We start from the raw sequence: 24,276 nt of genomic DNA, 5'->3' as shown, positions 1-24,276 counted from the left end.
GGTCAATCAGAGCAATCAAGCCATCTACTATCTCTACCAAATTGTGAGGAGGAATATTGGTTGCCATGCCCACAGCAATGCCAGAGCAACCATTGAGCAACAAGATTGGTAATTGTGCCGGGAGTACCACTGGCTCTTGCTGGGAGCTATCAAAGTTGTCGATAAAATCAACCGTTGCTTCCCCAATTTCTGACAATAGGGCTTGCGCGCCCACCGGAGAAAGTCGGGTTTCAGTGTAACGCATGGCTGCTGGTGGATCATTATCCACCGAACCAAAATTGCCATGACCGTCAAGGAGGGGATACCTGGTCGAAAAGTCCTGGACTAACCGCACCATCGCTTCATACACCGCTTGGTCACCGTGGGGGTGATATTTACCCAACACATCCCCAACCACACGAGCACATTTGCGGTATGGTCGATCTGGGGTTAACCCTAATTCGTGCATCGCATATAGGATACGTCGATGTACAGGCTTAAGCCCATCACGGACATCAGGTAAAGCACGCCCCACAATCACACTCATGGCATATTCAAGATATGAGCGTTGCATCTCCAAATGTAGGGCTGTGGGAATGACATTACTGTTTTCCTGTAGGTTCAGCTGTTTTGCCATCAAAAATCCTCCAATGCAGAATTGACAACAGGGTGTTGGGGTTTAGGGTATAGGGAAATTGCACGCTCGTTAAGGCTACGGTACTCGAAAAGATAGGGAAGATCTGGAGTTGAGAATTTTTTCTTCAGCTATCAGCTATCAGCTATCAGCTATCAGCTATCAGCTATCAGCTATCAGCTATCAGCTATCAGCTATCAGCTATCAGCTATCAGCTATCAGCTATCAGCGATTAGCTATCAGCTATCAGCTATCAGCTATCAGCGATTAGCTATCAGCTATCAGCTATCAGCTATCAGCTTATGGGTCACAGGCTTCTAGCCTGTGCCACGCTAGTTGAGGTGCTATCAGCTATCAGCTTATGGGTCACAGGCTTCTAGCCTGTGCCACGCTAGTTGAGGTGCTTTTGAATAAAACAGGTAAGCATTGGAATAATGCTGAGTTACCTTAGCTGACGGCTGACGGCTGACGGCTGACGGCTGACGGCTGACGGCTGACGGCTGACGGCTGACGGCACCTCAAGCAGCGTGCGCGTAGCGCATATGCTTACACCCTAAAATGTGAGCATCTGGTTCCAAAGCCGATTTCCCGCCTTAAGATAGTGGTGGGTTTTGCCAAGCTAAAGTATTAGCATGACTCAAAGAAACAGGCTCAAGGAAAACCCAGCCAGAAGCTTCGCTTCCAGCAAGCCGTGCCCACTGTCCCCAAGACACTTGGATGTAAGGTTGGATGCAGTTAGGGAAGGCTTTTTCCAGAAGCGTCAGCTTCCCTGGTAAAAAGCCGCCTATCACCTGTATTAGTCCGATGAACATTACTAGTAAGCTCACGGATGTGGGGAAAGTAGACTTGAGAAGATGACATCTTGCATTTGAAATAGCAAAATGACAGATTCCCTGTCAAACTTATGATCAAATGACACTTTTGCCAAAAATGACTCTCTTGATGCAACGCCCATGAAAACCGTTCTGATTGTCGAAGATGATCCGATTAATGCTCGGAGCAGATAATTTGCGCTCGCTGTTGTGTTTTACTCAAGCAGTGCGACTTCATTCGTGGTCTGACCCATTTTCATTGGTGGCAGGCAGCCAAGGCTTAACGATAACTATTTAACCGGATTTGATATAATTTATCTTTTGCTCCCAAGGAACTAGACCAATAGGAGTCTGGTGAACGGGAAGTTCGCCAGTGCTTGGTCATGCGAGCGGCTAGATATCGTAACAGGGAGTCAAGAGTGGATAAAAACGTTTTGTCAAGACGCTGAAAATCAAGATAGAGTGCAGCTTGACTATTTTGCTTAGCCTGTTGGTGCATACGAGCTAGCAAGGAGCTTTTGCCCATCTGATGAGCACCTTTGACACGGATAGTTTCTCCCCATCCTAACACTTTATCTAACCATTTAGCTTCGTTTTCTCGCTGCAGGTAGAATTTAGAGCGAAGCTTAACTGTCCCTTCAGGAGCTTCAAGTTCATTGAGCCAGTTAGAATCAAAAGAATGTCTAGGCGGCAGTAATTCATTTTCCGATTTAATTACTCTTCCGTCTTCATCTAATAACAAATCATTTTGTTGAAATTTCAGGGTTTTGATTAGACGTTCCCATTGAGCAGCAGAATCGTTTTCTTCTAACCATTGCTTGAGTTGTTCAGCAATTGGTTTGGGAATATGTCCAGTTATTAATAAACGAGCAACAAATTCTATAATAGGGTTTTCATGATCATTTTGTTGAGGTATATTATCTAAATTATCTAGAATATCATTTAAATTATCAGGGATTTCATATTTACGATTATCCCCTAATTTATCGTAACAACAAGCGCTATAAGCCTGTTGCATTGGCTTGATGATTTGTTTTTGTAAAGGAAGCAATAGGTTGACTAAACTAGTCGTAATTTTAAATTTTTCCTTGATTGCCTTTAAGCTAGCATTATTGGGATTTTCGTTAAGGGCTTTCTTAATTAATTGTGCTAAACTATTGCTAGTATTGAAATCTTGTACTACTTTGTAAACAATTTCAGTCAAATTTTCACCACGAGCAATCTCTTCCAGATTTTGACTGAATTGATGTCGTAGCATCATTTCTAATTTAGTTTTACTAGGGAAAGCACGACACAGTGCTGACTCTATCTGCTTGAGGAGATAACCAGGGGTATTTCCAGCATTCATCTATAGCTCTCTACCTGTCAACAATACAACTGAATACTCTGGCTCCAACAGAACTTACGCAGTTAAGTTGATTTTGCCTCCAAATCAAATTTGGTAGGGCTGTAACTTTCTAAAAGTATAGATGGAGAGATAGGGATATGGGTAGATGAGCGTTGCTGAATCTTCTTTTGAATATTCGTAGAGCGGGCATCTTGCCCGCGCGAAAAGCTCCCTGAACGGGCAAGATGCCCATTCCACCAGATCTTGAACAGGCAAGATGCCTATTCCACCAGATCTTGAACAGGCAAGATGCCCATTCCACCAGATCAGCCACAGGCAAGATGCCCATTCCACCAGATCTTGAACAGGCAAGATGCCTATTCCACCAGATCTTGAACAGGCAAGATGCCTATTCCACCAGATCAGCCACAGGCAAGATGCCTATTCCACCAGATCTTGAACAGGCAAGATGCCTATTCCACCAGATCTTGAACAGGCAAGATGCCTATTCCACTAGATCTTGAACAGGCAAGATGCCTATTCCACTAGATCTTGAACAGGCAAGATGCCTATTCCACCAGATCTTGAACAGGCAAGATGCCTATTCCACAAAACTCTTAAAATTATTCCATTATTAAGCAACTGCCTCCCCAAGACCGCGCTTTCCATCAAGACAGTCAGATCCACCCCAACCAAACAACCAAACAACCTTCAACCTTCAACCTTCAACCTTCAACCAAACAACCTTCAACCTTCAACCTTGGCCAAAGGCCACGCTACGCGAACAACCTTGATATTCCCGAGTAACCGGATTAATCCACTCTAACCATTTCACGGGATTCTTCCTTCTTATTCACCTCAGAGGGTTTCAGCTTCTGACCCCTAAAGTCTCCTAATAATCCCATCAATGCTGGAACTACTGTAGGTGTCAGTAATGTAGACAAAGCTAATCCCCCAGTTAAGGTAATCCCTAATCCTTGATATAATTCAGCTCCTTTCCCTGGTATTGCTGCTAACGGTAACATTCCTAGTACTGTAGTTCCAGCAGACATGAATATTGGTCGTAAGCGATCGCATACAGCTCTATACAAGGATGTATCGTAATCTATTCCTTCTCGCTGTAATTGCAAGGCTCGGTCTACCAAAAGGATGGCATTATTCACCACAACTCCAGTCAGAATAACAAATCCCAACCCAGTAATCATATCCAGCGGTACGACAACACCAGGAATTCTGTTCACTATCACCAAACTCAACAACGCTCCGGTTAATCCTATCGGTACGGTTGCCATAATTACGATGGGATAGAGAAAAGAACGGTAGAGTGCTACTAGCAGCAGATAGGTAATCACTAAAGACAGAATAAAGATTGACCCCAACTCAACTAATGTTTCCGATAGCAAATCTGCTGAACCAGCTAACTCGACACGATAGCCAGCAGGTAGATTTTTCCGAAAGGGTTTGAGAATTTGCTGCTCTGTCTGTTGAACTAGTTTTCCTAAGGGAGCAGAGCGCTTGACACTAACGGTTAGGGTAATAGAACGCTGTAAATCCACTCGGTCAATCCGATCGGGTCCGGTGGTATCTACAACTTCAGCGACATCAGCTAGTTGTACTTTCCCACCATTGGGAGTATAGATCACTAACTGACGCAACTGCTCTGGGGTTTTGACAACGGTATGTTGTAATTCAACGGTCACATCCAGTTCCTGTTTACCATCCACAAATTCTGAGGCTTTAATCCCACCGAGAGCAGCTTCAACCATTCTCCCTAACTCAGCTTCTGACAAGCCCACTTCTGCCAGTCGCACCCGATTGGGAATGACTTGTAATTCTGGCGCACCAGTAACAAAACTGGAACGAGCATTGCGCACACCGTCCAGTTGGCGCAATTGCTTAGTAATATCCTGACCCCACTGGTTTAATTGATCCAGGTCTTGTCCTACTACACGGACGGTATAAGATTTGCCTGGATTCCGAAAAATGGTAGCGCGCCTAGGAACCACAAAGCGATAACCAGGCAAATTTGACTTTACCTTTCCCATCCGATTCACCATGTCATCCAAATTCCTACCAGTAGCTAAGTCTGGCTTGAGATAGACTAAAATCATTTTCCGTCGCGAGCTTGCTATTACCAAGGTTCGGTGAATTTCCGGCTGCTGTGCCAAGAACTTTCTGGCCGGTTGGGATAGCCGTAGGAATTCTGGAATACTGGTGCCTGGAAAGGGTTCCGTTAACCACATAATTAAATTACGGTTCCCTTCTGGTAGATAATCCATAGGGGGGAGTAACCGAATACTGACAAAGAGCAATACTACAGGAATCAACAACACAGCCAAACGCCTTCCGATCCGTTTGCCACCAACAGACCAACGCACGGTTTTTAATAACAATCTCTCTAGCTTGCCTTGCCATACTCTAAATACTGCTGAAGTTTTAGCTACAGCTAGCACCAGGACATTTTGGATTTTTGCTCCTCTATTTCGCTGCTTTGGGCGCAATGGTTTTGGGTCTAAACCTTGGCTGCCTAAATCCCCCATCCCCTGCAAAATCTGTTGCGCCTCCCCTTGATTAAGAAACAGTCCCGATAGCATAGGCACTAGGGTCAGAGCTGCAAACAGCGAAAACAATACCGATGTCGATAGAGCAATACCAATATCAAAGAAGAGCTGTCCTGCCTCCCCTGTGACTAAAACAATGGGAGCAAATACTGCTACGGTAGTCAGAGTAGAGGCTAGCATAGCTGACCACACTTCTTGAGTGCCGTCAATAGCAGCTCGGATCGGATTTTTTCCCCGTTGCATGTGGGTGAAGATATTTTCTAGCACCACAATGGCATTATCTACTACCATTCCCACTGCAAATGCTAATCCTGCCAGACTAATCACATTCAGAGACCGACCTAGCAAGGCTAAGACAATAAAGACGGTAATAATAGTAGTCGGAATAGTCAGGGCAATTACTGCTACGGTGCGCAATGACCCCAGAAACAACAGCAACACTAGGGATGCTAGTATCGCACCCATGATCAAATTTTGCTGCACTAAGGCAATAGATTGGTTAATATAGCCATTCTCGTCGTAGTTAATTAAAAACTCGACACCTTCTCCTTGCTGTTCCAGTTGGGCTTCCATTTCCTTGAGTACTGCTCTGACCCCCTTAGATATTTCTGGGACATTGCTACCAATTCGTCTTTCGATACCAATGCCAGCAGTTGGTTGGTCATTTGCTACAAGAACCGTACTTTGAAGCTTGCGACCAATTTTGACATCAGCTACATCTCCCAAATAGACAATTCCTGATTGGTCTCGGCGCAACACAAACCCTTCCAACTCCTTCACATCCTCAGAGCGACTGACGGTGCGAACTCGGTATTCCCGTCTTCCCACTACCATCGGTCCACCGCGAATATTGCGGTTATTATTGCGCAAAGTATTCACGACATTAGACAGGGTTAGATTGCGGTCAGCTAAGGCTTTCGGGTCTACAATCACCTCCACTTCCCGTTCCCGTCCCCCAGGAGTAATAATCTGACCCACTCCTTCCACTTGCCGTAACTTGGGTACGATGGCATCTTGAACCAAGTCACGGTAATGGTCTGGGTCAGAATCATGACCTTCTTTGGGCATTAGGACAATCCACATCATGGGACGGCTAACACCACTGACCACTTCAGCAGAGGGGTCTCCCGCTTCTGGGGGTAGAGAGGACACTCGCTGTAATTTGCTCAAGACATCTACTAAGCGAGCATCAATATCTGTTCCCCAATTGAATTCGAGAGAAATCCGACTGCGTCCAGGGCGAGAGCTACTGGTAATTTCTTTAACTCCTGTGACTTCTTCGACGGCTTCTTCGATCGGTCTAGTAATCAGGTCTTCTACTTCCGTCGGTCCTGCTCCAGCGTAGGAGGTGCTAATGGTAATTTCTGGAGTATCACCTCCTGGTCGAAGTTCTAGGGGAAGCTGGAATAGGGCTAAGATGCCACATAGGGCTAGGAGGCAGAACAGAACAAATGTGCCATGTCGCCACCGGACCGCTGTTTCGATAAGTTTCATCAAATTTGGCCGAAGTTGGCAACTTAGGAACTAGGGAATCGGGAATCGGGAATCGGGAATTGGGAATCGGGAATCGGGAATCGGGAATCGGGAATCGGGAATCGGGAATCGGGAATCGGGAATCGGGAATTGGAAATCGGGAAGGATTCTAGAGACTAATACAGCACGGCGGAAATCAATATACTTTTCAAAAAGAGCAAAACTCTTATATACTAAACCTTGAATAAGTAAACATGTAATAATTTTGAATTTTGAATTTTGAATTTTGAATTCCGCACTGTGCTACAAGTTTTTTGAGGTTTGCAAGAGGTCCGATAATTAGGAATTAAGGATTAGTAATGTTAACTGGTGAACCATCTTTTAACCCTTCACCCCCTGACACAACTAGGGGTTGATTGGCTTGTAATTGTTGATTAGTGATCAGGACTTTTTCCCCCATGTCCGCTAGTATTTCTACGGTAAACTGTTGTGCTTTGTCTTGGGAAATGGTATATATTAGGGATTGGTTTTTTCGTTTAATGATGGCATCACGGGGGATAATAAAACTGGGATCTACATCAATGGGTAAGTCTAAGGTGGCTTGAATTCCCATTCCAACTAATAAGTCTTTTGGGGGATTGTTGAGATTTACCCTTACTAGTTGTCGCCGTGAGTTGGCATTGGCTGTAGGCACAACGCTGGTAATCTGTGCTCGTTGCTGCCAGTTAGGTAAACTTCGCGGTGCAGTTAATTCCACATACATCCCTGGTTTGACCTGATTAGTAAACTGTTCTGGCACTTCTAGAAAGATATCGAATTGAGCATTATTGACCAAGGTAATGATGGCATCGCCACCTTCCACATAGTTCCCCCTGTCAACCTGGCGGGATTGCACAACTCCGGCTGTAGGCGCTTTAATCGTGGCTCGTTCTGATGCTAGTTGAGCTTGCTCAACCGCTGCCTGAGCTGCTGCTACTACCCCTTTCTGGGCATCAATTTCTTCCTGGGTTGGTCCGACTTGGGCTTCCGCTAACAGAGCTGCTATGCGCAACCGCTCACTGATGGTGGCATCAAGGGTACTTTTGGCTTCAGCAATCTCTTGCTGGGTTTTAGTTTGTTCTGCACTTAGGGCAGCTTGAGCCCGTAAGCGCTCACTGGTAGCTGCATCAGCCGATTTTTCGGCTTCTACTTTTGCTCGTTGAGAGAGAGCTCCTTCGAGAGTTAAGGCTTCAATGCGTTTGAGGTTGTCCTTTGCTTCTTGTTCCCGAGCTTTAGCGGCATCCAGTTCTGCTTGCCGTTGGGCAATTAAATTGGGTTGGACGGCTATCATACCATCAAGGTTGTCCTTTGCTTCTTGTTCCCGAGCTTTAGCGGCATCCAGTTCTGCTTGCCGTTGGGCAAGAATTTCTGGACGGGTTCCTACTTGTAATCGAGCCAGATTACTTTTTTCCTGAGCAAGCCTTGCCTTAGCTTGGGCTAGGGCTAACTGTTGGTCAGCACCATCAAGAATAGCAATGGTCATTCCCGGGGTAACGCGATCGCCTTCTCGGACTTTGAGTTGTTGTATCACACCATCCACCTGAGATTTAATCGTGATTTTTTCACTTGCCTCTACTTCACCCAGTAACTGGATCTGTTTCACTCCTTTACCTAAGGTTAGGGGAATAGTTTCTACAGGTCGCGGTGGTATCTGTTTAGTTTTCGTCGGGGCTACAGGGGGTTCTGGTATTGTCGAGATTTGCAACAACGCTAGACCTCCTACTAAAAAGAGGACTGTGAGTAGCCATGCAGAGGATTTGCCTTTGGTTTCTTCCTGGTTTTGGGAATTTGACTCTGGCTGATAGTGATTAGACACTTGAGGATTTATAGGTTCCATGGTGATGCCCTGACAAAAAGATGTCAAAAAGATGTTTATAGGATAACTTTGCTCAATCCTACTGACGGCCTCATGAACTCGATCAGAGCAGTTGACTTAGATAGGAATTACTCTAGATTTACAAATTTTAATAAAAATTTAATGGTTATGCCATCAAAGTTTTTATATTCTTAGGAGAGGAAAATTTAATCGATGAGTGAACCGCTACTTTGTGTCGAAAACTTGCAGGTGGCCTATCCTAGGAGCCAATCCCTTGAAAAACCCACTTGGGCAGTAGATGATGTTTCCTTCATGCTAGATTCAGGGGAGCGACTGGGATTAGTCGGTGAGTCAGGCTGCGGTAAGTCTACTTTGGGACGAGCAATCATGCAGTTGTTACCGCAACGGTCCCAAGTAAAAGGAAAGGTAAGGTTTGCCGGAAAGTCGGTTTTTGACTTAACCCCTACACAGCTGCGCCAGTTTCGTGGAGAAGCAGTAGCGCTAGTATTTCAAGACCCGATGACTCGCCTTGACCCTTTAATGACTATAGGGGAACACTGCCTAGAAACCCTCAAAGCTCACCAACCCCAACTATCACGACGTGAGAGTAGAGCAAAAGTATTAGAAGCTCTAGATGCGGTGAAAATCCCCGCTAATCGCTTCTCTCAATATCCCCATGAATTTAGTGGGGGGATGCGGCAACGGGTTGCGATCGCATTAGCGTTGTTGCTCAATCCCAAGCTAATTGTAGCAGATGAACCCACCACCAGCTTGGATGTTACGGTAGAGGCACAGATATTAGAAGAATTAACAATGGCTTGTCGAGAACGGGACATGGCACTGTTACTGATTTCTCACGATTTGGCCATGATTGGGGAATATTGCGATCGCATTGCGGTCATGTATGGTGGCAAAATGGTGGAAACTGGGCCAGTGGCACAGATTCTGTGGCAACCTAACCATGACTATACGCGATCGCTCTTAGAAGCAGCTCTACATCTTCAGGCAGTTAAAGACCACAATAACAGTCATGACCCTGAGGGAAATTCCAGCTCTGCCATTCCTACCCCTTTGCTACGGGTTACCAATCTCAAGCAATATTATACCTTAGAAAGCAATTTTATTCAGCAACTGGTATCTCAAGAAAAAAACGTTATCAAAGCTGTGGATAACGTCAGCTTTGATTTATATCCTGGTGAAATTTTGGGACTAGTAGGAGAATCTGGTTGTGGCAAAAGTACTTTATCTCGCACTATCTTGCAATTAGTTCGTCCTACGGCTGGAACAGTTGAGTTTCAAGGGACAAATTTAGCTAAACTCAATCGACATTCCCTACAAGAGATTCGTCGTCAAATCCAAATGGTATTTCAGGACCCCCATGCTTGTCTTAATCCTTTAATGACTGTGGGAGAAAGTATTGCTGATCCGTTATTTATTCATAAATTAGCGGCTAATCCAACAGCAGCCAAAAATCATGTCAAGGAAATGCTAGAACGAGTAGGATTAACGCCTGTAGAGGATTACTACAATCGATATCCCGCTGACCTTTCTGGAGGACAACAACAACGGGTTGCTATTGCTCGGGCATTGATTACTCATCCTAGTTTGGTGATTTGTGATGAACCAGTGAGTATGCTGGATGCTAGTGTCCAAACTCAAGTATTAGAATTAATGTTGGAGTTGAAAGAAGCGTTTAATCTTACCTATTTGTTTATTACTCATGACCTCTGGGTAGCACGATTTTTCTGTGATGGAATCGCTGTGATGAACAAAGGTCAGATTGTTGAAAAGAAACCAACTCATGACCTGTTTACTAATCCTGAGCATCCTTACACTAGAACTTTGCTAGAGGCAGCTCCATTGTTAGACAAACAAAGGTAATTTCTGAGCATTCAGCTGTCAGCTATCAGCTATCAGCTATCAGTTTATGCGCTACGCCCACGCTACGCGAACAGTTATCAGCTGATAGCTGACCGATGCTTCACAGGCTGGAAGCCTGTTCCACAAAGCTGACCGCTGACCGCTGACGGCTGATAGCTTACTAAAGGATTTCAATAGTTTGAGCAGTCATAGCAGACTTACTGGAACCAGAACTCTGACCTTTAATCCGAACCTTCTGATCAGGACTTAATTTTCCTGGGTCAACAGTTTCTCCTTGACGAGTGATTTTGGTATCGGAAAGAAGTTGTACACTATAGGAACCAGACTTCGTCTCTACCTTTAACTGTAGAGGGAAGCTTTCCATAACTGCGACAATTTTACCTTCGATAATCATTTGTTCATCAGTTGACCTTTCTATTGGATTATTATCTGGATTATTACCCTGATTGTTTTCCGATGGAACGTCTGGTTGCGGAGCGCTACAAGCGGAAAAGAGCAGGCTTAATCCAATCAGACTGCTCAAACCAAAATACTTAAAACGAATTTGTAGTTTAGTAGTCATCTGACAGTTTTGTCCTTTGTTAGTTTACCTTTGGGATTGGTAATAGGTAATAAAATCATAGGAAATCGTCAACGACCAATTACCAATTACCAATTACCAATTACCCATTACCCATTACCCATTACCCGCTCAGGGATATGATGATTAGTCCCGGACATATTAGACATTTTTCCAAGCCGACATATTATCAAACACAGACTTAGTGATGCGGACAGCACTGTTAGGACAGCCACCATAGCCGTGAATTCCCACTACATGGTGTTGACCATCTTGCAAGCGCCAGACTGGGCTACCGCTTTGACCGCCATAGGTATCGAGCATATAGGAGAGCTTGCGACCACTGATTCTGGTAATTCGACCAGCATTGAACCATTGTGTGCCAAATGGTTTGTCACCAGCGTAGCCAGAGTTATTTATCAGTAGATTTGTGAGTAAGTCGTCGGATAGATTGGCAAATCCGAACCAGCCGACTCGGTTCCCTAGGGTGTCATCCGGTAGAATAATTGCTCCGTAGTCGAAATCATCATCTTGTTCTTGTGTCCAGCCTTTTACACTGCGGAAGGATGTGCTAACTTGGGAGCCCAAGGGAGCTTCGTTTTCATCAATACCAGGAAAGACCTCAATTTTCCTGGCCCAACCACCAGCACTATGGCTATAGACGCAGTGTCCAGAAGTCATTACTGTCCGTGGTCCAATAAACCAGCCAGTACACAGAGACCGCCTCCCATTAGCTTTGGTAATGATTAACTGGCAAATCCATCGCCAGGGCATACTAGTAAGTGAAGAAATGCGGATGCGGTCGTCACTACCACATACTGACTCCGGCCTTTGGAATTCTCCAGCACCAGCATCTGGAAGATTTTCCATATCCTCTGTGACCAACATTCTTTCCTGGAAATCAAAACCCTCATTAAGGGCTCGGGATTTATTGAATTTGGGTACTGGTTCGATTTCACCGCGACCCATCATTCCCTCAAATTGGTCTTCGATATCTATTGACTGGGATTGAGTTTCGCTGGAAGTGATTTCATGGAGCTGCTGATCCTCCCGTTCTATTTCCTTTGCTTGGTTGCTTTGATTGGAAACTATTTCAGTTTCTGACATAACCATTATCCTTACAATTAATTACTAACAAGAACTCAATTGAATGTTCTTTCCATGTACATAATCGCAAGGTTGCAGTAGGCTTGACAGTACCCGAAAGGGTACTTATAGCGCTACGCGCAAGTCAGAAGGAACGAAGTCAGAAGTCAAAAGTAAGCGATTACTTACGTTTCGGAGTTTAGGAATGTCCTAATCTGAATGGGTAGTGCTATATAGTCAATTGTTTAATCAAGGAAAACTTAGGTATTTAACTCAGGGACGGGAGTACATCAGTTATCCTGAACAACCCAACCCTCAAGAACGTGATAGCTGATTGCTGATTTTAGCTAAAATTTGGCATGATAGATGTTTTTCGCCTTTGATACCACAAAGAAGACCTTGATTCCTTATTATAAATAACTTTTTTTCTTTATAATAAGCGCATATTTGTATTTTTCTTTACAACTTAACTATAACACATTAGGGCATCAACACCTACAGCTTAACAATTTGTAAATACATCCCCTATATCCCCTATATCCTTAGATAAGCCCTGTGAGAATAAGAATCACGTACAGCGAGCGAACCTGAATGGCCACGTAATCGATAAACTACTAGATGAACGACTGGCATTGGTCGCCAGCTCTTGGGTAACAGGTGTTTCTGAACCTTGGCTATAACCTGAAGTCAATCAAACGCCTAAGTAAGTCATCCAAGTACATCTTTAGTTTTGGATTTTTAAGAGCTTCTCACAAGCTATACCGTCTTGATCACCATCAAGGTTGTGAATATCCCCGGGATAGGTTTCCAGTAATAATTGAGCTTGTCTTTGACTTTGAAAATCCGCGCAATTACAAGTATCACCTGTACCCACAACACAAGGTGGTATTTCAGGACAGGTTTCATTTTCAAGTCCAATGGAACATAGTGCTCTCTGTCCTGAAGAGCTAAATACAAAAGTCAAAATTGATACTATTAAAGCCAAGGCAGCGATAACATCAGATCGCTCCCATTTGTGACTGTTATTTTTATTATCAGTATGGATCATGATTACATGATTCAAGTTCTCAGTTCAAGTTTCATTGACCATAGATTAGATTCTTCTAACTCCTTGTGTCAAGCCTAATTGAGATGCTCTTACCCTTCATACTTCATAATTGATACTTAACCCTTCATAATTGATACTTAACCTTTCATAATTGATACTTGATACTTGATGCCTTGTTCATACTTCATACTTTAACAACTGGGATTCCCAATCCTGACTAGTATCCAACCTAATCACCAACGATTGTTCCTCTTCTGTAAACCCTTCAAATCCAGCCTGTTGACCTTTAAGCAAATCAACCGTAGCATCAGACACATCCCCACGACGAGAGAATAAGCGATTGGCCGTAGGCCACGCTACGCGAACGCATAACACAGCTTCTGGTGCGCAGAGCGTAAATATTTTGTATCGGTAACTGGTAGCGGTTGGCTTTTGCGATCGCTAATTATCGGAAAGCCAGTGGGTCATACTTAGCATGTGACATACTCCCGGCGCTGAACTTGGTTACAGCGCGGGCTTCTTAATTTCACAATTAATACTTTCTGTCCCGCGCCACTTGTCTAGGATTTCTCCCCCGATCGCCCGACTTGACAGACTGTTTCCTTGGGAGCATGTCAATTATGCAGCAACATTAGTACGCTTATCTGGGGAATGGGGAATGGGGAATGGGGAATGGTGATGGGTAATGGGTAATGGGTAATAGGTAATAGGGGGAGCATAAGGAAAAAATCCTGTGTACCTTATTACTATGAGAAACCCTTTAATTAAATAAACAGTAAACTTGCAACTGTTAACAAATAGCAATTAATTAACAGTTGCAAGTTAAATGATCAAAAGCTGCGAATTAAATATAGCAATTTTGATCACGAGTGAGGTACACAGAATTTTTTTCGACTCCGCCCCTCCCCACGCCCGGATCTAGCACTCCCCATACTCTTACTCCTACTCCCTACTCCCTACTCCCTACTCCCTGCTCCCTAAAACCCAAGAAGAAAGTACCTCACCCAATTGAAAGCTGCGTTTGCACAATAGCTTAATCGCTACCAACAACTTCCTTGACCGACTCAGCCTGAGATCCTTCCAGACGCGGACCATGAACTTGTACTACTTTTGAAGCAAAATAGTTTCCCCAACGTGCCGCTTGCTTAGTGGTCAAACCATTAGTGAGTCCAAACAACACACCACCGGCAAACGCATCACCAGCTCCTACCGTATCCACGGCCTTAGCTGGGAATCCAGGCACCTGGAAAATTGTTTTATTTTCCACCACTAAACAACCATTAGGGCCATCAGTGATAAAAGCTGTATCCACTAACTCGCCTATTTTACCAGCACAATCAGACAAGGATTCCACTCCACAGAAGTGGCGTGCTTCTGCCGCGTTACAGAAGACCACATCACAATAATCTGTAATCAAGTTACGGAAATCATCAGCAAAATTCTCTACTAGAAAGAAGTCGGAAAAGGTAAAAGCACTCTTTACTCCTTTAAGCTTGGACTGTTCCATCGCCTCAATACAAGCTTTGCGAGTGTCATCTCCCGTCCAGAGATAGCCCTCAACGTAGCTATATTTGCATTGGCTGAGTCGTTCCACATCAATATCAGTAGGAGCCAAAGTAGTAGACACTCCCAGATGAGTACACATAGTACGCTCAGCATCAGGCGTAGTTAGAACCACACAGGTACCAGTTGGACCACTAGATAGCTCAGCTGGATGCACATCAAAGTGAATCCCTGCCTCCAATAGGTCTTGTCGGTAAAATTCCCCATTGGTATCTCTAGAGACCTTACCGGAATAGAAGCCTTTACCACCACTTTGAGCGATCGCAATCATAGTATTAGCAGCCGAGCCTCCTGAGCTTAGTTCCACAGACACATGCTGATGCTCAAGATTCTGTAGAATCATAGCCTGCTTTTGGGCATCCATCAACGTCATTGCCCCTCGATTCAGGTCATGTTCCCGGATAAAATCATCATCCACCAGTGCCAGAATATCGACTAAAGCATTTCCGACACCAAAGACATCAATAGGTCTTGACTGTTGAGAGTTTTCTGTCATTTTCTTCCAATCCAACTAATCATTCACAAAAAATCCAGGGAAATTTTAACTCTCCCCTGGCTTAATCAGACAAATATAACCAACCTATCATTGCTTTCTCAAGTAATGATATTGTTTTCGGTTCAATACTTATCATGGAACATTATTCGTCAATTTAAAATTGAACATTGAAAATTCTTAGTGAAAATTATCAGTGGTCAATCGGCAATTAACAAAATATGATTTAAGGTAGGGAGCATGTCAACTTTGTAATTAGGTACATAGATCCCCCCTAACCCCCCTTAAAAAAGCTGTTTCATTCTCGCCAAAAATAGATGGGGAGATGGGGAGATGGGGAGATGGGGAGATGGGGAGATGGGGACCCACCCCTAACCCCGACCAGGAGGGGAATAAGGAGCGCGAATAGTCGTGATTTTGGCCAAATTTATCTAACCATACTCAAAAGCCGAATCACGAATTGTTAGTCATTTGAGTTGATTGAAGCCGGCTAATTAGTCAGATTTTAATGACTAAATTTGGGGATTTTTCGGAAAATTTTGAGCTATTTCCCTATCCCCTCCTGGTCGGGGTTAGGGGTGGGTTCCCCCTATCCCCCTATCTCCTTTTCTCGTTAACTTATTTTTCTTTGAAACAGCCCTACCTTAAAAAAGGGGGGAATTAGATTGAAAAGTCCCCCTTATTAAGGGAAACGGGGGATCTGAATCAGGGATTAACAAAACTGACATGCACCCTTTAAGGTAAGCTATCAGCCAACGGCTGATAGCTTAATGCTTACCTGTATTGTGCAACGCTTTATTTAGAAGTGATAGCAAGAACACTTAATTTAGGATCATCCATAACCTGGATCCCTTCTGGCAAGACTAACTCGTTAATGTAGAACATCTTACCCTGTTCCAAATTTGATATATCAATATCAATGGTTTCGGGAATTTTATCTGGGGGACATTGCACTTTCACTGTTGTAAGCCTTTGCTGCAAAATTCCACCTTGCTTAACTCCCACGGATTCTCCCACTAGCTTCAGAGGTACAACAACCTCTACTTTATTTTGAGAAGCCACCGAGAAAAAACTGAGGTGGTAAAGGGAATTTTTCCAAGGATGAGATTGTATCTCCCGCAGGAGCACTGGACCATTCCAGGAAAGGTCAGGAATAGAGAGCTCTATCAGGGTATTATTAACCGAGGCTGTTTTAAGCAAGTCTTCTGCTGCTTTAGCCGTCATAGTTAGGGATACAGATTCTGCACCATTGTGACCGTAAAGTACGGTGGGAATCAAGCCAGAACGGCGTAAGGCTCTCGGCTTACTACCTTCTGGTCGCTTTTGACATTCTACAGTAACATTCATCGGTAGGAATTTAACTCTTCGAGATAATATAGCCAATTTAATGGCGATTACTGGTCAGCTACCGGTCGATTCCGCCACCGAGGGGGGTGCTGACCTCAATCGTAAGTCAGGGTGTTGAATCGAATCGGAAACTACTGAAATTCAAACTCTCCGACTGACGCCTTGACGCCCTGACACCCTGACCCCCTCAAACTCCCGAAGTTATCGGTGTACCGCTAGCATCCAATAGTGCTCGCTTTGGACCGTGGATTGGGTCTTCCACAATAATTGTCTGGTCGCGGCTGGCTCCTAAGGAAACCACTGCAATGGGAACTTTCATCAGTTCTGCCAGGAATTTAAGATAATCCAAGGCTTCGGTGGGTAAATCCTCTAAAGACCGACATTCAGCAGTAGATTTTTGCCAACCGGATAGGGTTTTGTAAACCGGCTGGCATCGGGAAAACACGCTAGTACTGCTAGGAAATTCCCGACTGATTTCACCGTCAATTTCATAGGCGACGCACACCTTAATTTCTTCAAAGGTATCGAGTACATCCAGTTTGGTGATCGCTAGACAGTCAAGACCATTAATCCGAACAGCATAGCGACCAATGACGGCATCAAACCAGCCACAACGGCGGCGGCGACCGGTGGTTGTCCCAAATTCTGATCCTAGCTCACAAAGTAACTCTCCTTCTCGAGTGTGAATCTCTGTGGGAAACGGTCCTTCTCCGACTCTGGTTGTGTAAGCTTTTGCCACACCAATCACCCGATCAATCATTGTCGGTCCTACACCAGCACCCACACAAGCTCCACCAGCAACCGGATTGGAAGAGGTTACATAGGGGTACGTCCCATGATCTAAATCTAGCAGTGTCCCTTGAGCGCCTTCAAACAGAATATTGCGTTTTTGCTCAATCGCCTCATAAATCTTCAAGGAACTATCGACCACATAGGAGCCTAGCCGTTCAGCATACTCCTGGTATTGCTTGATCACAACTGCTGGGTCTAACGGCGGTAGATTATAGAGCTTCTCTAAAATAGCGTTCTTATAATTAATCGTCCAGGTTAACTTTTCTACCAATACTTCCGGATCCATCAGGTCAATGATCCGAATACCAGCACGCTCTGATTTATCCGCATAGGTCGGACCAATGCCACGACCAGTGGTACCAATTTTCTGCCTACCCCGGCGCTCTTCCGATGCTTGGTCAATCAATCGATGATAAGGCATCGTGACATGGGCTATGTCTGAAATCAGCAGATTTTTAGTGGAAATGCCCAGTGCTTCAAGTTGGTCAAGTTCAGTAATTAAAACTTGTGGGTCAATAACTGTACCGGAGCCAATAATACACTCTGTATCCGGATATAAAATTCCAGAAGGAATCAGATGCAGTTTAAACGTTTGACCTTGAACAACAACCGTATGCCCAGCATTGACGCCCCCCTGGTAACGGACGACTACATCTGCTGAACGACTCAGCAGATCTGTTATTTTGCCTTTTCCTTCATCGCCCCACTGGGCACCAATTACAACAACGTTAGCCAAGGGTTTATTTTGAATGCTAAAGTTTATCCACCTGATAATTATGAACAGTGGTTGTGACTGCTGTCAACTTTACTGTTGCTGATCTACGCAGAAACTGGAGGAACGAGAGGAACGATAGTAACATAAGTTAGTCTTGACGTAGAATCGCCACTCCAATCTCTTTTAGACTTTACCTATGTACTCTTATCAGTCATTTTTAACAAAAAACTACTTCTACAATGAAAATTTTGTTAGTGGAAGATGATATTCTCCTTGCTGAAAATTTATCCGAAGCCCTCACCAACCAACGTTACGTGGTTGATCTGGTTACCAATGGGGAAGTTGCTTGCCAGCAATCCCAAATGCTTGATTATGACTTGATGGTGCTAGATCTGACTCTGCCCAAGCTTGATGGCTTTGGTGTTTGTCGAAAATTGCGAGCCCAAGGCAATCAAATCCCGATTCTAATGTTGACGGGTCGCGATAACACTAATGATAAAGTCAAGGGTCTAGATGCAGGGGCTGATGATTATCTAGTTAAGCCAGTTGACTTACCAGAATTATTCGCTCGGATTCGGGCTCTGCTGCGCCGAGGTCAATCTATCGCACCACCAGTACTTCAGTGGGGCGATTTGCGTCTTGACCCGAGTACCTATGAAGTAAGCTATGAGCACCAACTTATCCACTTTACCCGTAAGGAGTATAGTTTACTCGAATTTTTCCTGCGCAACGGTCGGCGGGTACTGACTCGTAGTGTAATTATCGAGCACGTCTGGTCTTTTGAAAACCCTCCCGAAGAGGAGACGGTCAACGCTTACATCAAAAGTTTGAGGCGCAAACTGAGATTAGCTGGCGCACCCAGAGATTTGATTGAAACTGTTCACAGTGTGGGCTATCGCCTTAAACAGTTAACTCCTGAACCAGTTAAACAGTTAACTCCTGAACCAGAGGAGTAACAGTAATGATTTTTTCCTCTGGCTTGAGTTGGGCAATGGGATCGCCTGTGCCATCTTTTCCCCAAATCGGCACCGATTCCATTGCTAAACGCTTACCGCCAACGGAAGTGACTACCATGACCTCATTGGCGATGGAATCGGTGACCATGCTGACCAAAGCATCTTTAGCGGTCTTAAACTGTAGCGCTTGAGTTCCCAGGTCTCCCCGATTAGCCAACCTGATCGCCTGCGCGGGGAGGCGCTTTCCATACCCCTGCTCAGACACCAGTAAGAGGTTTTCCTCTTCCCCTAAAACAACACAGCCAACCAGCTTTTCTTTACCCTTTAGCCGCAAGGCTTGATTTCCTTGAGCACTGCGTCCCATAATCGGTAACTGTTTGTCATTAATCTCAAAGCGCAACAGCCGTCCATTGCTGGTTGCTACCACCACTTGTGTAGCTGTAGTAGTAGATAGGTTAGCATACTGTAGCTGATCCTCATTTCTGAACTTGGTAAGCAACATACCACGGTTCGTTAGTTTGGTCAACTCAGACACTGATACACGCTTAATTTTACCTTGGTGAGTCAGCAAAACTAGGGTGAAGTTTTCTAAGTCATCTGGCACCCTAAAGTGAGCCACAACTGTTTCTGATTGAACCGAAGTTGGCAGCAACTTTACCAAGGGAATGCCCTGCTTGCGTCCAGCTGCTGGTGGAATATCTCTAATTTTGACTGGGTAGGCTTTGCCAGAAGCAGTGATTACCATTAATTCTTGTGTAGTGAGCGACAGCTGAGCCTCAACTACAAAGTCCTCCCCTTGTTTAATTGACTTCGGTAATTTTGGCTGTGTTGTGGCACTTTGCCGCTGTATATACCCTTGGTAGGTAAATTCTAGAAGTGTTTGTTCTGGCTCAGTTGGAGCATTAGGTAGGGTATCAGGAGTTTTTTGGGGTTGAGCAGATTTCTTACTCTTGTGTTGAGGAGCTATCGGTTGTTCTTGCTGTTCTTCAGTGGAAGCAATAGAGTTGATTAGGGTACGGCGAGGATCACCGTACTTCCGTTTAAGCGATCGCAAATCTTTCTTCAGGGCTTTGAGCAATTCCCGCCGATCATTGAGTAATTGTTGCAGCTGTTCCAGGCGCTGGGAAAGTTCCTCACGCTCGGTCTCTAACTTTTCTCGTTCTAAGCCAGTTAGCCGTCGCATGGGCATGGCCAGAATTGCGTCAGCCTGGATTTCACTTAAGTTTAACTGATTTTGCAGGGAAAGCTTAGCGGTGGTACCATCAGGAGCATTTCTGAGAATGTCAATCATGGCATCCAGCTGATTGAGGCTAGCCAGTAACCCGTCTACCAGGTGAAGACGTCTTTCTTTCTGGGACTGCTCATAGGTATATTGGCGGGTTAGAGTCTGTTCTCGGAAGCTAATAAATGATTCTAACAACTGCCGCAGGGTAAGTTGTCGGGGTTGTCCATCTACCAAGGTCAGCAGGATAGCACCAAAGTTTGTTTGCAGGGGAGTTTGCTTATACAACTGCTGGAGAACCACTGATGGCTGAGCATCTCGTTTGAGTTCCACCACCACCCGCATCCCTTCGCGATCGCTTTCATCTCGGATATCGCTAATCCCTTCTATACGCCCTTGATTGACCAAAGCTGCCACTTTTTCAATCCAGGCGGCTTTATGGACCTGATAGGGCAACTCACTCACTACAATTGCCCTGCGTTGCCCCCGTTTCCCTCGACCGACTTGAATGGTTTCAAGCTTGGTGATGCCTCGAATGGGTATACTGCCACGACCCGTAGTATAGGCATCCCGAATCCCCTCAGCTGCCACAATTTCCCCCCCAGTGGGAAAATCGGGTCCGGGAATTAATTTCCAGAGTTTTTCATCTGCTAAATCGGGACGGTCAATCAGAGCAATCAAGCCATCTACTATCTCTACCAAATTGTGAGGAGGAATATTGGTTGCCATGCCCACAGCAATGCCAGAGCAACCATTGAGCAACAAGATTGGTAATTGTGCCGGGAGTACAACTGGCTCTTGCTGGGAGCTATCAAAGTTGTCGATAAAATCAACCGTTGCTTCCCCAATTTCTGACAATAGGGCTTGAGCGCCCACGGGAGAAAGTCGGGTTTCAGTGTAACGCATGGCTGCTGGTGGATCATTATCCACCGAACCAAAATTGCCATGACCGTCCAGGAGGGGATAGCGGGTGGAAAAGTCCTGGACTAACCGCACCATCGCTTCATACACCGCTTGGTCACCGTGGGGGTGATATTTACCCAACACATCCCCAACCACACGAGCACATTTCCGGTATGGTCGATCTGGGGTTAACCCTAATTCGTGCATCGCATATAGGATACGTCGATGTACGGGCTTAAGCCCATCACGGACATCAGGTAAAGCACGCCCCACAATCACACTCATGGCATATTCAAGATATGACCGTTGCATCTCCAAATGTAGGGCTGTGGGAATGACATTACTGTTTCCCATTAGGTTCAGCTGTTTTGCCATCAAAAATCCTCCAAGGAATTGACCACAGGGTGTTGGGGTTTAGGGTATAGGGAAATTGCACGCTCGTTAAGGCTACGGTACTCGAAAAGATCGCAAAGATCAGCACAAGAGAATTTCTTCAATAGCTATCAGCTATCAGCTATCAGCTATCAGCTCTCAGCTATCAGCTATCAGCTCTCAGCTATTGAATAAAATAAGCTGACGGCTGACGGCTGACGGCTGACGGCTGACGGCTGACGGCTGACGGCTGAATGCTTACATAAAATCTGAGCATCTGGTTCCAAAGCCGATTTCCCGCCTTAAGATAGTGGTGGGTTTTGCCAAGCATAACTATGGGCACGACTCAAAGAAATAGGCTCAAGGAAAACCCAGCCAGAAGCTTCGCTTCTAACAAGTCGTTGTGCCCACTGTCCCCAAGACACTATAATCTAGGTTTGGATGCAGTTAGGGAAGGCTTTTTCCAGGAGCGTCAGCTTGCCTGGTAAAAAGCCGCCTATCACCTGTATCAGTCCCATGAACATTACTAGTTAGCTAAGCATTTGGGGAAAGTAGACTTGAGAAGATGACATCTTGCATTTGAAATAGCAACATGACCGATTCCCTGTCAAACTTATGATCAAATGACACTTTTGCCAAAAATGACACTCTTGATCCAAGACCCATGAAAACCGTTCTGATTGTCGAAGATGATCCGATTAATGCTCGTGTTTTTTCCAAGATTCTCAGTAAGCGGGGCGGTTTGAATGTAAAGCATACTGAAGATGTAGAAGAAGTAATGCAGATAGCCCAAGCTGGGGAGGCAGACATTATCTTGATGGATGTTTCCCTAGCTCATAGTGTTTATCAGGGTAAATCAGTAGACGGCATTAAGATTACCCAAATGCTTAAGGCTGATGCTGAAACGTCCCAACTGCCGATTATTCTGGTCACTGCTCATGCGATGGAAGGGGATCGAGAAAACTTCCTTAAGCAAAGTGGTGCCGATGACTACATCTCCAAACCTGTTGTTGACCATCAACAGTTTGTTAATCAGATCATCGCTCTATTGCCCCAGGACAATTAAATTCCTTTCTTGAAAATTGCCAATCTTAAACCACCCCCCTTGAGATGATTGCCCATATTTGGTTGCGATCCCTCCCCTATTGGCAATTGATGGAGATCAAGCACTGTTTTTAGGAGTCACCCATGACAGGTGGAGTTGGGCTGCTTAGGGTAGACCTTGACTCTGGATAATGGTGGCTTGGATTCTGGGATTTTCCAGAAACTTTTCGGTTTCAGAAAGCAGGCGCTTACCCCACAGGTTTTCCTTAAGAAACTCTAAGTTAGCATAGCGGCTATCTAGGCGGATTGCCGCTTCTCCCATTAATAGTGCCTTTTCGATATCCCCTTGGGCATACAGAGCCACAGCGATCGCAAGTTGAGGTTCTGCGGCCTCTTTATCAATCCCTATCGCTGCTTCCCATTGTTTAATGGCACTCTCCACATCCCCTTGTTCATAGTTCACCAACCCAATGTTGTTGATGGCTGGCCAAAAGTTTTTGTCTTGGGCAACAGCTTTGTTGTAAGCATCGATGGCTTCAGTATACTGATTCAGCATATAGTAAGAGTTACCCAAGTCAAACAGGGCTTCTGGCACATCGGGCTTGAGTTTTAAACCCGCTTTCAACTGAGCGATCGCTTTTCTATATTCAGTTTTTTGAAAATAGGCTGACCCCAAGGTGAACAGCACTCCAGCCTCTTCTGGTGCCAGAGAGAAAGACTTTTGCAAGGCTTCAATGCCTTGATCCAACTCCTGGGACTGTACGTACAACGTTCCCAAGATAAACCAGGTTTGATAGATGTTGGGGGCAAGTTGAGTGGCTAACTTGGCCTTAGGCAGGGCCAGGTCGTATTGTTGAAAGCGGACTAACTGAATGGCCTCCTGAGCCAGAGTTAAGCCCTGCTGTTCGAGTTCCTCTGAATCCAATTTTAGGGTATAGGGAATGAGTGCTTGTCCAGCAACTGGTGCTGACCAACTCATCAAACCCATCAGAACAAGAATAGATAGTAATGGAATAGATTTAGGCACGGTACAGCCTCAAAGAACAATTAGCTTAATGTGAATCTACAGGTTACGCAACTACTGAGAGTAATCCCGGAAGGGTATAGCTCTAGCTTTACCCTCACGATAGGACTTTCCTGCTTCATCTGTCATCCTAGAGGATCCGGCCAAGGTAAGTGTGGGGGGGTCGGGAATCGGGAGTCGGGAGTCGGGAGTCGGGAGTCGGGGGAGTAGGTTGATTTGGGTGGAACAGGCAAGATGCCTATTCCACTAAGATGCCCATTCCACTAAGATGCTCATTTCACCAAGATGCCCATTTCACAAAACTAATGAAGCTTCCACCACCTGACTTACGTCGAGGTGGTGGTGTCCTATGCTAACCTGGAACTACGAAGCGTCCACAGGTCACAAAGGCAAGCCCAGCTTCTAGGCGGTCGTCGAGATCTTTTGCTGGAACGACCCTCGTTGCTATTTGTTACGGTCGATGCCCGGTATTATCCGGGGCACCTCCGCTCCAGAACCGTGCGTGAAGTCGGGTAAGGTTTGTAGATTACTCTACTCCCCTCCCCTAAGAACCGGACTTGACAGTTACCCATCATCCGGCTCAAGCCTTACTTCAAGCCTTCTGCTTGGTTTTCTTTTTGCCATGAAGAA

General features: G+C 45.1%; 24 protein-coding genes. 9 read left to right on the top strand and 15 right to left on the bottom strand.

Translation table 11 applies throughout. The features are described from left to right. A partial coding sequence (locus F6K49_RS07950; protein ID WP_293095662.1) for a DNA gyrase subunit A occupies positions 1-616 on the bottom strand: 616 nt, incomplete at its 3' end. Between the two features lie 109 nt (positions 617-725). Here F6K49_RS07950 and F6K49_RS07945 point away from each other — a divergent pair. Further along, complete coding sequence (locus F6K49_RS07945) at positions 726-884, top strand: hypothetical protein (protein WP_293095660.1); 159 nt, start codon at positions 726-728, stop codon at positions 882-884. A 322-nt stretch (positions 885-1,206) separates the two neighbouring features. Here F6K49_RS07945 and F6K49_RS07940 read toward each other — a convergent pair whose 3' ends face one another. Both F6K49_RS07940 and F6K49_RS07935 read right to left on the bottom strand, forming a co-directional pair. Then, positions 1,207-1,425 (bottom strand): hypothetical protein, encoded by a 219-nt coding sequence (locus F6K49_RS07940; RefSeq protein WP_293095657.1) that lies wholly within the window; start codon positions 1,423-1,425, stop codon positions 1,207-1,209. A gap of 280 nt (positions 1,426-1,705) precedes the next feature. After that, positions 1,706-2,773 carry an AAA-like domain-containing protein gene (locus tag F6K49_RS07935; protein WP_293095654.1) on the bottom strand — a complete coding sequence of 356 codons (1,068 nt, stop codon included), beginning with the start codon at positions 2,771-2,773 and terminating at the stop codon, positions 1,706-1,708. Positions 2,774-2,997: 224 nt separating this feature from the next. On the opposite strand from F6K49_RS07935, the gene F6K49_RS07930 reads away from it, so the two are divergent. After that, positions 2,998-3,276: a hypothetical protein gene (locus tag F6K49_RS07930; RefSeq protein WP_293095651.1), complete on the top strand. Its 279-nt coding sequence runs from the start codon at positions 2,998-3,000 to the stop codon at positions 3,274-3,276. Between the two features lie 41 nt (positions 3,277-3,317). Then, positions 3,318-3,578 carry a hypothetical protein gene (locus tag F6K49_RS07925; RefSeq protein WP_293095648.1) on the top strand — a complete coding sequence of 87 codons (261 nt, stop codon included), beginning with the start codon at positions 3,318-3,320 and terminating at the stop codon, positions 3,576-3,578. Here the strand turns inward: F6K49_RS07925 and F6K49_RS07920 are convergent. Then, entirely contained in the window at positions 3,565-6,807 is a 3,243-nt protein-coding gene (locus F6K49_RS07920) for an efflux RND transporter permease subunit (protein WP_293095645.1), read from the bottom strand. The genes F6K49_RS07925 and F6K49_RS07920 overlap by 14 nt on opposite strands. Before the next feature lie 5 nt (positions 6,808-6,812). Here F6K49_RS07920 and F6K49_RS07915 point away from each other — a divergent pair, with 5 nt between their 5' ends. Beyond that, entirely contained in the window at positions 6,813-6,959 is a 147-nt protein-coding gene (locus F6K49_RS07915; RefSeq protein WP_293072649.1) for a hypothetical protein, read from the top strand. A 173-nt stretch (positions 6,960-7,132) separates the two neighbouring features. Here F6K49_RS07915 and F6K49_RS07910 read toward each other — a convergent pair whose 3' ends face one another. Then, positions 7,133-8,662: an efflux RND transporter periplasmic adaptor subunit gene (locus F6K49_RS07910; RefSeq protein WP_293026883.1), complete on the bottom strand. Its 1,530-nt coding sequence runs from the start codon at positions 8,660-8,662 to the stop codon at positions 7,133-7,135. Between the two features lie 192 nt (positions 8,663-8,854). Here F6K49_RS07910 and F6K49_RS07905 point away from each other — a divergent pair, with 192 nt between their 5' ends. Continuing rightward, positions 8,855-10,522, top strand: a complete 1,668-nt coding sequence (locus F6K49_RS07905) for an ABC transporter ATP-binding protein (RefSeq protein ID WP_293095642.1) — start codon at positions 8,855-8,857, stop codon at positions 10,520-10,522. Positions 10,523-10,682: 160 nt separating this feature from the next. On the opposite strand, the gene F6K49_RS07900 is transcribed toward F6K49_RS07905, so the two are convergent. The 4 genes from F6K49_RS07900 to F6K49_RS07885 all read right to left on the bottom strand — a co-directional run bounded on the left by F6K49_RS07900 (position 10,683) and on the right by F6K49_RS07885 (position 13,590). After that, the gene (locus F6K49_RS07900; protein WP_293026877.1) at positions 10,683-11,084 is read right to left on the bottom strand and encodes a hypothetical protein; all 402 of its coding nucleotides are present in this window, start codon (positions 11,082-11,084) and stop codon (positions 10,683-10,685) included. 159 nt (positions 11,085-11,243) lie between these two features. Then, positions 11,244-12,188, bottom strand: coding sequence for a serine protease (locus tag F6K49_RS07895; protein ID WP_293026874.1), 945 nt, complete (start codon positions 12,186-12,188; stop codon positions 11,244-11,246). Between the two features lie 703 nt (positions 12,189-12,891). Then, positions 12,892-13,215, bottom strand: coding sequence for an excalibur calcium-binding domain-containing protein (locus F6K49_RS07890; RefSeq protein WP_293026871.1), 324 nt, complete (start codon positions 13,213-13,215; stop codon positions 12,892-12,894). A 177-nt stretch (positions 13,216-13,392) separates the two neighbouring features. After that, complete coding sequence (locus tag F6K49_RS07885; RefSeq protein WP_293095639.1) at positions 13,393-13,590, bottom strand: hypothetical protein; 198 nt, start codon at positions 13,588-13,590, stop codon at positions 13,393-13,395. 494 nt (positions 13,591-14,084) lie between these two features. On the opposite strand from F6K49_RS07885, the gene F6K49_RS07880 reads away from it, so the two are divergent. After that, positions 14,085-14,252, top strand: coding sequence for a hypothetical protein (locus F6K49_RS07880; protein WP_293095636.1), 168 nt, complete (start codon positions 14,085-14,087; stop codon positions 14,250-14,252). Here F6K49_RS07880 and F6K49_RS07875 read toward each other — a convergent pair. Continuing rightward, a complete protein-coding gene (locus F6K49_RS07875; RefSeq protein ID WP_293026862.1) occupies positions 14,249-15,274 on the bottom strand; it encodes an adenosine kinase in 1,026 nt (341 codons plus the stop codon). The genes F6K49_RS07880 and F6K49_RS07875 overlap by 4 nt on opposite strands. A gap of 314 nt (positions 15,275-15,588) precedes the next feature. Between F6K49_RS07875 and F6K49_RS07870 the strand changes: the two genes are divergently transcribed. After that, positions 15,589-15,738 carry a hypothetical protein gene (locus F6K49_RS07870; RefSeq protein WP_293026859.1) on the top strand — a complete coding sequence of 50 codons (150 nt, stop codon included), beginning with the start codon at positions 15,589-15,591 and terminating at the stop codon, positions 15,736-15,738. 328 nt (positions 15,739-16,066) lie between these two features. Here the strand turns inward: F6K49_RS07870 and F6K49_RS07865 are convergent, their stop codons facing one another. Together F6K49_RS07865 and F6K49_RS07860 are read right to left on the bottom strand one after the other, a co-directional pair. Next, positions 16,067-16,618, bottom strand: a complete 552-nt coding sequence (locus F6K49_RS07865) for a 50S ribosomal protein L25/general stress protein Ctc (protein WP_293026886.1) — start codon at positions 16,616-16,618, stop codon at positions 16,067-16,069. Positions 16,619-16,805: 187 nt separating this feature from the next. Next, positions 16,806-18,146 (bottom strand): adenylosuccinate synthase, encoded by a 1,341-nt coding sequence (locus F6K49_RS07860; RefSeq protein WP_293095634.1) that lies wholly within the window; start codon positions 18,144-18,146, stop codon positions 16,806-16,808. A 218-nt stretch (positions 18,147-18,364) separates the two neighbouring features. Between F6K49_RS07860 and F6K49_RS07855 the strand changes: the two genes are divergently transcribed. Then, on the top strand, positions 18,365-19,081 hold the full coding sequence (locus F6K49_RS07855; protein WP_293026853.1) for a response regulator transcription factor: 717 nt from the start codon (positions 18,365-18,367) through the stop codon (positions 19,079-19,081). On the opposite strand, the gene F6K49_RS07850 is transcribed toward F6K49_RS07855, so the two are convergent. Further along, the gene (locus F6K49_RS07850; RefSeq protein WP_293070615.1) at positions 19,050-21,581 is read right to left on the bottom strand and encodes a DNA topoisomerase (ATP-hydrolyzing); all 2,532 of its coding nucleotides are present in this window, start codon (positions 21,579-21,581) and stop codon (positions 19,050-19,052) included. The genes F6K49_RS07855 and F6K49_RS07850 overlap by 32 nt on opposite strands. A gap of 181 nt (positions 21,582-21,762) precedes the next feature. Then, on the bottom strand, positions 21,763-21,921 hold the full coding sequence (locus F6K49_RS07845) for a hypothetical protein (RefSeq protein WP_293095630.1): 159 nt from the start codon (positions 21,919-21,921) through the stop codon (positions 21,763-21,765). A gap of 321 nt (positions 21,922-22,242) precedes the next feature. On the opposite strand from F6K49_RS07845, the gene F6K49_RS07840 reads away from it, so the two are divergent. Then, positions 22,243-22,644, top strand: coding sequence for a response regulator (locus F6K49_RS07840; protein WP_293026847.1), 402 nt, complete (start codon positions 22,243-22,245; stop codon positions 22,642-22,644). 144 nt (positions 22,645-22,788) lie between these two features. Here the strand turns inward: F6K49_RS07840 and F6K49_RS07835 are convergent, their stop codons facing one another. Then, positions 22,789-23,610, bottom strand: a complete 822-nt coding sequence (locus F6K49_RS07835; protein ID WP_364303745.1) for a tetratricopeptide repeat protein — start codon at positions 23,608-23,610, stop codon at positions 22,789-22,791. Positions 23,611-24,276: the final 666 nt, after the last annotated feature.

Source organism: Moorena sp. SIO3I6 (assembly GCF_010672095.1).
Note: the sequence above shows the minus strand (reverse complement) of the source record. Positions and strands in the feature narration are given on the sequence as shown.